A 5,429-nucleotide genomic window follows, 5' to 3' on the forward strand; every position below is an offset into this window, starting at 1 on the left:
GCTCATTGGGAGCCCTTACATCTGCCTAATCGAAGCGTCCGCGTATTGCCTTTAGGGCTTTCCACCCCATCACCCCGAAAAAATGCCGGCGGTCGACCGCGGCAGGAATGGCAGCTTACGGGAAACAGAAAACGCGGCGGGAATGACCGTTCTAGGGCGCATCGACGATGGTCCGGATGTTCTTCTGAGACAGGGCGCGATCGTGTTACTGCTGACCGTCCGGTTCCGGCGATCGAACCGGACAACATGTTCGCTCGGCGTCCTCTCGTGCGGCCTCACCTGCGGTGGGGCCGCTGATTGTCAGACTTCGGTGTGTTCCGCCAGTTCCAGTGCGTCTTCGACGTCGACGCCCAGATATCGGACCGTATTCTCGATCTTGGAATGGCCAAGAAGGATCTGCACCGCCCGAAGATTGCCGGTCGCCTTGTAGATGAGCGAGGCCTTGGTGCGCCGGAGCGAATGCGTACCATACTCCTCCTTGCGAAGACCGATGGCGGTCACCCACTCATCGACCAATCGAGCATATTGCCTTGTGCTCAGGTGGTCGTTTGGATCGGCTCGACTGGGAAAGGCGAAATCCTCTACCGAGCCCCCTCGCCTCTCGAGCCATGCCAGCAAACTTGTTCTTGCATCGCTCGTGATCTCAAACTGCACCGGTCGGCCTGTCTTCTGTTGAATGACCATCGCTCGGGCGCGAATGTCATGGCCGGTCACGAGTGTGCCGATCTTGAGCTTAACTAGGTCGCAACCGCGCAGCTTGCTGTCAATGGCGAGATCAAACAGCGCTCGGTCGCGCATGCGGCCCTCTCGATCCAGAAAGAACCGGATGGCCCAGATCTGCCGGACCTTGAGCGCCCGCTTGGCGCCAACTTGCCGACCGGCGTTCCACGCCGGCCGACCTCTGGCGGCGGGGTCATATTGTGAGATACCCATTTTCATTCTCCTATGGCCAACATCGGCCAATCAGAGAACGATTAAGGCGAAGGCATCGTCACTCGGCATCGTGCCGCCTCGAGAATGGTCCCCCTGCCCCACAACCCTCCCTGGTAGCGCCTCCAGCGGGGCCGTATGCGGTCTGTCGGGTTTTATCTGCGGCCTTCAATAACCGGCCACCGGGTGGTCTATTCCCCGTGCTCTCAAGCAAGGCAATACCTTGCTGTCATTCGGCCATTGACCTCGAAACTGGATCGCGTGCTAAAGACAATGCCTGATGGGAAGCACAACTTTGAGCCGCGAAGTTTTCGAGCCGGGACCAGGCAAACTGGACAATGCCGGCAGCATTAGAGTGAACTTGCGGGCGGTGCTCACCGCAATAGCAACGAATCCAGGCGGATCGGCCGCTGATGTAGCTCGAGCCACCGGACTTAGTGGATCGACCGCCTTCAGGCTGGTTGCAGAGTTGTCGAGGCGCGGTCTCGTTCTGGAAGGCGCGCGTATCCGTGGGAAGCGCGGACAGCCCGGTGTGTCGCTTTCAATGAATCCAGAGGGCGCCTACTCTGCGGGTTGCCAAATGGGTTTCGGAAACTGCCATCTTTTGGTCCGGTCTCTCGGCGGCCGCGTTCTGGCCGAGAAGGAGTTCTCTATCGAGCGGTGTTCCTACAAGCACGTTAGTTGCGCTGTCGCTAAAGCGTATGAATCAGTACTCGCTGAAATTGGCGATGACCAAGTCAAACCTATCGGTTTGGGGATTGCTGTTCCGGCGGACTTTGATCGGCTTTGTCAGGTGGTGATGGGCGTTCATGACGCCCCCTGGAGTGAAGTGGCCTTTCGAAAGCAATTGGAACGACTGCTTGATGTGCCGATATCGACCTATTCGACCGGGAGTGCAGGAGCGTGGGCCGAACTTGCGAACACGCCGCCGCCGCGGCCGGCTGACTACCTCTATTTGTTTGTCGATCGCTTCATCCAGTCGGGCCTCCTGCTAGATGGCAGACTATGGGTCCCGCCCTTTGGCGGGCATGGTTCGCTGGGGCGGACCATCATCAGTGAGGCCAAGGCAAAACTCTACGATCTGGTCGGAGGCCAAGCTTGGATGGAAGAAGCCTCCAATGGTGGCATTTCTCAAGCTGAGGTTACCGAGCGGTGGGCGAGAAAAGCCGCCCGGGCCCTTGCTATTGCAATTCAGGGCGTCAGCGACACTTTGGACCTGCCGCTGATCGTGTTGGACGGGACGCTACCACCCGATCTGATGGATACATTAGCAGAACATTTGGCTGTCGAACTTCCACCCATCTGTTGGGCATCGGCACCCCAGGTGAGGCGAGGCTCGGCCGGAATTCATTCACCGGCCAAGGGTGCTGCTCTGCGACCGCTCTACACGGAGTTCTTCGCGGATGAACATGGCTGATAGGAGCCTTCGCTTTCCGACCAGTTGCGAAGGCTCACAGAGGCTGAATTGATCGAGGCGGCAACTTGTTTGATCACAGTTTCGGCCCCATCTACGTGCCCGTTCAGAGCGCCTATCCGGTTCAAATTCTGAACTTCGAAGGCGAGTTCTGTCATGAGCTTCGACAAACGGGCGGTATGGTCCGCGGCCTGTTTCGCAGCTACCCTTTCATCGAAAGGCATCCGCTTGTCGGCATCCTTTAGGCGAAAGACGTTGCCCTCAATGTGCTCAATCGGCCAAGTGTTGCAAACGGCGACTGGCTCTCCCATCAGAATTCATCCCAGTCGGCCGCCATGGCTGCCGAACCGTGAGAAATGTAAATACGAGGCGCTTGCTTCTTTGCCGGCTTCTCGACCACAGATAGTTTCGACTTGCCCGCAGACTCTACTGACCGACCGACCACGAACACGTCAATCAGACTATCGACACGACTGGCCTGGCCTTCGGTCTGCTCAATAGCCGCGTTGGTTTCTTCAACCAGGGCGGCGTTATGCTGGGTCATCTCGTCCATCTGACGCACCGCAGTATTGACTTCGGAGATGGCACTTGCCTGCTCGCCATTCGCGCGTGCGATTTGTTCCATTAGCTCCGCATTCTCGCGAACTCGGCTGACCATTGAGCCTAGCCGCTCCGCAGCAGAGGAGACGAGTTTACTACCCTTGGCAACGGCCTCACTGGACTGCTCAATAAGCCCTTTTACGTCGCTAGATGCGGCTGCAGCAGACTGCGCGAGTCGTCGAACTTCCACGGCAACAACGGCAAAGCCTTTTCCGGCATCCCCGGCGCGCGCTGCCTCAACGGAGGCATTGAGGGCGAGAAGGTTCGTCTGGAACGCGATGTCGTCAATCATGCCGATGATGTTGGAGATTTTTGATGCTTGAGTCGTTACGTCTTCCATCGCCAGGTTTGCTTCGCCCATGACGTCGCCAGCTTCTATTGCGCCCTCAGACACGCTCTTGGCGTTCGTTCGGGCCGACTCTGCCCGCTGCGCGTTTGCCGTCACCGCCTGCGAAAGCTGCTCGACAGCAGCACTTGTCTCTTCAATGGCGGCGGCCTGCCTTGTCGTGCGCTCTGCCAGATCATTCGCCCCTGCTAGAATTTCTCCTGTGGCAGCGCGCAGCGCGCTTGAGGTCTCACGCAGTTCCAGAACGATAGTCCCGAAACGGTCGACAGTCTCATTGAATGCAAGCCGCACCTGTTCAAGCTCGCCGGGAAACTCACCGTCGATACTGCAGTTCAGATTCCCCTGCGCCAGCAATTCCAGTACGTGACTGAGTTCATTGACAGCTGCCTTGCGGGCAGTGATGTCGGTAGCATATTTGACCACCTTGTAGGGGCGCCCACTGGCGTCAAAGATTGGATTGTAGGAAGCCTGGATCCAAACTTCCCGTCCGCCCTTGCCGATACGCTTGTACTCTCCCGACCAGAGTTCGCCCGAGCTGAGCTTGCGCCAGAACTCTTGATATTCGGGCCCCGAGGCTTCCTCCGGGGTCACAAATAAGCGGTGATGCTGACCGCGGATTTCCTCGAGCCGGTAACCCAATGCGCTGCAGAAGTTCTCGTTTGCGGTGAGAATTGTGCCATCAAGCTTGAACTCAATAACTGCCTGGGAGCGCGATATTGCGTTGATCTGGCCACGGGCGTCCGCAGACTCCTGGTGGCGCTCGGTGACGTCGCTCGCGACTTTGATGATCCGGTAGACCTTGCCGTCCGAGCCAATGAGCGGATTGTATGAGGCTTCAATCCATACTTCCTTGCCACCCTTCCCAAGACGCTTAAAGCGGGCTCTCTGGAATTCGCCGCCAGCAAGTTTGGTCCAGAAGTCCCTATACTCGGGAGAGTTGGAATACCCCGATTCGAGGAACATACTGTGGTGCCGGCCCGCGACTTCGTCCAAATCGTAACCCATCACCGACAAGAAGTTGTCGTTCGCCGTGATTATTGTTCCGTCCGGCTCGAACTCAATGAATGCCTGCGACCGACTGAGAGACGCGATTGTGTCGGCATTGATGGCAGTCTGCGCGGAGTTTGCGCGCTTGAAGAATTGGAGACCCATTTAACCGGCGTCCTTGCTAATGAGGCATCCGAATATAGTCTCCAACATGCTAATAAATTCCTTTCGGAGTCGAATTTAAAGACCACCCATTTCGCATGTGAGCTGGTCGAGACAAGGCCCCGCAGTCGTAGCGGCGCTAGAACGACAACTACGGACAAACGCTTTGGCTAGATGAGCAACGTCCGGGAACCTTCAACCGATGGTTGCCCGATCGTTAAGTGGTCGGTGGAAACAATTTGCCGACTGGGAGGGGGCGGATCCTCGGAAATCGCAACCCCCGAATAGATCTGCAATTTCACGCGCGCTCCCAGCATCGACGTTGGATATGGGCCGGCGTTTCCGATCATCGCCAAGCTCGGCCAGCCTATAAGCATTTCAGGACACACCGCGGCTGGAGCCAGCTACGCCAATCCGCGCTACGGCGCCTGGGAACTATCCAGTGACCGCGCCAATATTGCTCGCGCTGAGTTGAAACAGTTTGGCGTGCCGTCAGGCCTGGTAGATGCTGTCATAGGACGCGCAGAATTGGAGCCGTTCTTTGCCAACGACCCCTATATGGCAGCCAACGAACGTGTGCAGATATTTATCCAGAAGTCCGCCCCGACGATACCACCCGGCTTTGAATTCTAACTTGACTGCTGTCGCCAAGGCAGCGCGCATCTTTGTAATAATCGGGTTGATGCTGGGGCGACCTACAGTAAGACTGCGTTGCTAACCGAACAGGCTAAGCTTCAATTTGGTGTTTCTTTCAGGCCATAAAACTCCTGATCGCAAAACCGCAAGTGCTCAACCCAAGCTGGAATGGCAACTATCGGGAAGCGGTCACCGCAGTCTGGTTGACCGTTTTGGTGAAGGGTTTCGGGCGCTGTTTGGCGTACGAAAGCCACCCATGCAGGAACCCGCGGTCCGCATGCGCCGGGCTATGGGGTTTTCTGATTTGGCGTGGTCGGGCGGCGGCCGTGAGCCGCAGCATATGGCGTGGCGCGC

4 protein-coding genes are annotated in these 5,429 nt (G+C 57.5%); 2 read left to right on the plus strand and 2 right to left on the minus strand.

Annotated elements, in window-relative coordinates:
* Nucleotides 1-300 precede the first annotated feature (300 nt).
* Nucleotides 301-933 carry a tyrosine-type recombinase/integrase gene (locus JEQ47_RS20460; protein ID WP_198878266.1) on the minus strand — a complete coding sequence of 211 codons (633 nt, stop codon included), beginning with the start codon at nt 931-933 and terminating at the stop codon, nt 301-303.
* Between the two features lie 292 nt (nt 934-1,225).
* On the opposite strand from JEQ47_RS20460, the gene JEQ47_RS20465 reads away from it, so the two are divergent.
* Complete coding sequence (locus JEQ47_RS20465) at nt 1,226-2,347, plus strand: ROK family transcriptional regulator (protein ID WP_198878267.1); 1,122 nt, start codon at nt 1,226-1,228, stop codon at nt 2,345-2,347.
* Between the two features lie 307 nt (nt 2,348-2,654).
* Here JEQ47_RS20465 and JEQ47_RS20470 read toward each other — a convergent pair whose 3' ends face one another.
* Nucleotides 2,655-4,442: a methyl-accepting chemotaxis protein gene (locus JEQ47_RS20470; RefSeq protein ID WP_198878268.1), complete on the minus strand. Its 1,788-nt coding sequence runs from the start codon at nt 4,440-4,442 to the stop codon at nt 2,655-2,657.
* 366 nt (nt 4,443-4,808) lie between these two features.
* On the opposite strand from JEQ47_RS20470, the gene JEQ47_RS21245 reads away from it, so the two are divergent.
* Nucleotides 4,809-5,072, plus strand: a complete 264-nt coding sequence (locus JEQ47_RS21245; RefSeq protein ID WP_503489118.1) for an OmpA/MotB family protein — start codon at nt 4,809-4,811, stop codon at nt 5,070-5,072.
* The last annotated feature ends 357 nt before the right edge of the window (nt 5,073-5,429 follow it).

This window comes from Devosia sediminis (assembly GCF_016411825.1).
Taxonomy (GTDB): domain Bacteria; phylum Pseudomonadota; class Alphaproteobacteria; order Rhizobiales; family Devosiaceae; genus Devosia; species Devosia sediminis.

Coding starts and splice junctions, on each gene's coding strand:
- JEQ47_RS20460 (WP_198878266.1), bottom strand. CDS start 933: ATGGGTATCTCACAATATGACCCCGCCGCCAGAGGTCGGCCGGCGTGG.
- JEQ47_RS20470 (WP_198878268.1), bottom strand. CDS start 4,442: ATGGGTCTCCAATTCTTCAAGCGCGCAAACTCCGCGCAGACTGCCATC.